This window comes from Paenibacillus sp. OT2-17, assembly GCF_009827695.1.
GTDB classification, from domain to species: Bacteria; Bacillota; Bacilli; order Paenibacillales; family Paenibacillaceae; genus Paenibacillus; species Paenibacillus polymyxa_B.
Map to the genome: position 1 here is coordinate 1 of NZ_WUDQ01000569.1, position 2315 is coordinate 2315.

The following is a 2315-nucleotide window of genomic DNA, read 5'->3' on the forward strand; positions in this document are numbered from 1 at the left end:
GGTGGAAAAAACGAAAGAGCAAACGTACCGAATTCCAGAGGAGACATTCATTAAAAGTCCGCGCCTTACATCTGAGGATATTGCTGAAATGCGGCCTGTCGCCCGTGAGATTGTGACAGGGTTGATGAATGATCAAATTACGGATGCCCAGACAGCCCGAGCGAAGGTAGCGGAGCGGGTTAGTACAAGCTCGCTTACCAAGCGTACTTCACGGGAGGTTGTTCAGGAACTTGCAAGGCTTGTGATTACCGCCAACAAGTTTTATGATGATACAGCTACGAAGGACGCCAAGGTACAGGCTCGTGAAGATACACCGACAGTTTACATTAAACAGGGTGAAGTACTCGTCAAGAAGGGTGAGATTATTACCCAGGAAATCTACACACTGCTTGATGAAAATGAATTGCTCAAGGATAAAATCAATTATTGGCCACAATTTGGCCTACTGATGCTGTCTATGATGCTTGCGTTGGGCCTGTTTATGTATATTCGTCAATTCCAATCACGAACACGAAACTTCAAGTATAATAATGCGCAGTTGCTCATGCTAGTATTAATCTTTGCGATTACAGTGGGGGCAATGATGTTAATTTCCATACTGCAGAACAGTGAACGTTCCTATCTCGGCTATCTGGCGCCTATCGCGCTTGGAGCTATGCTCGTAACGCTGTTGCTTGATATGTCGCTGGCTTTCGTATGTGCCGTTATATTCAGTATATTGGCTAGTGTTATTTTGAATGTCCGTCAGGGACAAATTTTTGACTTTAATTTTGGGTTTTTTGCTCTTGTGGTCTGTCTGGCGGCGATTTTCTCTACCCATCGAGCCAGCCAGCGTTCAACACTGTTCAAAGGGGCGATCATGGTATGCCTGTTCGGGGCCCTGTCTGTTTTTTCTCTGGCACTGATTGACCAAGGGAATTGGACTCAAACGACGACGCTCTATGGGGTAGCTTTTGCTTTTGCAGGCGGTCTGATAACAGCAATACTTGTTATTGGGCTAATGCCATTTTTTGAGTCTACCTTTGGTATCTTGTCGGCACTGAAGCTTGTTGAGCTGTCGAATCCCAACCATCCCTTGCTCCGCAAGCTGCTTACGGAGACACCGGGAACGTATCATCATAGTGTAATGGTGGGCAATCTGTCAGAGGCCGCAGCGGAGGCTATAGGAGCAAACGGCTTGTTGTGCCGGGTTGGTTCGTATTATCATGATATTGGTAAAACCAAGAGGCCTTCGTACTTCATTGAAAATCAAAATGGGTTGGAAAATCCACATGATACAATAGAGCCCAAGCTGAGCAAATCCATCATTATCGCCCATGCTCGTGACGGGGTGGAAATGCAATTGGATTACAAGCTACCCAAGCCAATTCGCGATATTGCCGAGCAGCACCACGGAACGACATTCTTACACTATTTTTATCACAAGGCGTTGCGTGAGGCTGAAGAGAGAGGGATGGAGCCTGACTTCACGGAGGATGATTTTCGTTATCCGGGACCGAAGGCTCAGTCTAAAGAGTCTGCTGTGGTGGGAATTGCTGATAGTGTGGAGGCAGCAGTTCGTTCCTTACGGAAGCCGACGGTGGAACAGGTAGAATCCATGATTGAGAAAATTATTAAGAGCCGTCTTGATGATCACCAATTTAACGACTGTGAGCTGACCATGCGGGAGCTTGATATCGTGGCTCAAACCCTCAAGGAAACAGTAATGGGGATTTTCCATTCCCGTATTGAGTATCCAGAGGAAAGGCCCAAGTCTGAAAACGGAAAAGCTTAATATAACTTGTGCACGAAGCACGGTTAGAGCACTAGAATTAAAAGGAGCGGTTGGCATGGGCCTTCAATTAGCTTGGAATAATGAACAAAACGATATGGTAATTAACGAATCCTTGATTACGTTGCTGAACACCTTATTGGAGGAGGCAGGCAAAGTGGAAGGAGTCACAGACGGTGAGGTAGCCCTTACCTTCGTTAATGATGAGCAAATTCATGAGTTGAACAGGGACTATCGGGGAATTGATCGTCCCACCGACGTGTTGTCTTTTGCTATGAAGGAGACACTGGATGAAGAGCTTGAAATTATTTACGAACCGAATGAAGAAACTTCAATGAATGATGTACCGGATGTTCTGGGGGATATTATAATCTCTGTACAGACAGCGCAAGCTCAGAGCGAAGAATACGGACATTCGATTGAGCGTGAAATCGGTTTTTTGTTTGTTCACGGCTTTCTGCATCTGTTAGGCTATGATCATCAGGATGATGTGAGTGAAGCTGAAATGATGGGCAAACAGGAAGCTGTACTGGCTCAAGCGGGG

Annotated in this window: 2 protein-coding genes; both read left to right on the forward strand. The window is 46.0% G+C overall.

Annotated elements, in window-relative coordinates; translation table 11 throughout:
* The coding region (locus tag GRP75_RS24650; RefSeq protein WP_160790638.1) for an HD family phosphohydrolase at positions 1-1774 on the forward strand (1774 nt) is incomplete at its 5' end.
* Between the two features lie 55 nt (positions 1775-1829).
* On the forward strand, positions 1830-2315 hold a 486-nt coding region (gene ybeY, locus GRP75_RS24655), incomplete at its 3' end, for an rRNA maturation RNase YbeY (protein ID WP_160790639.1).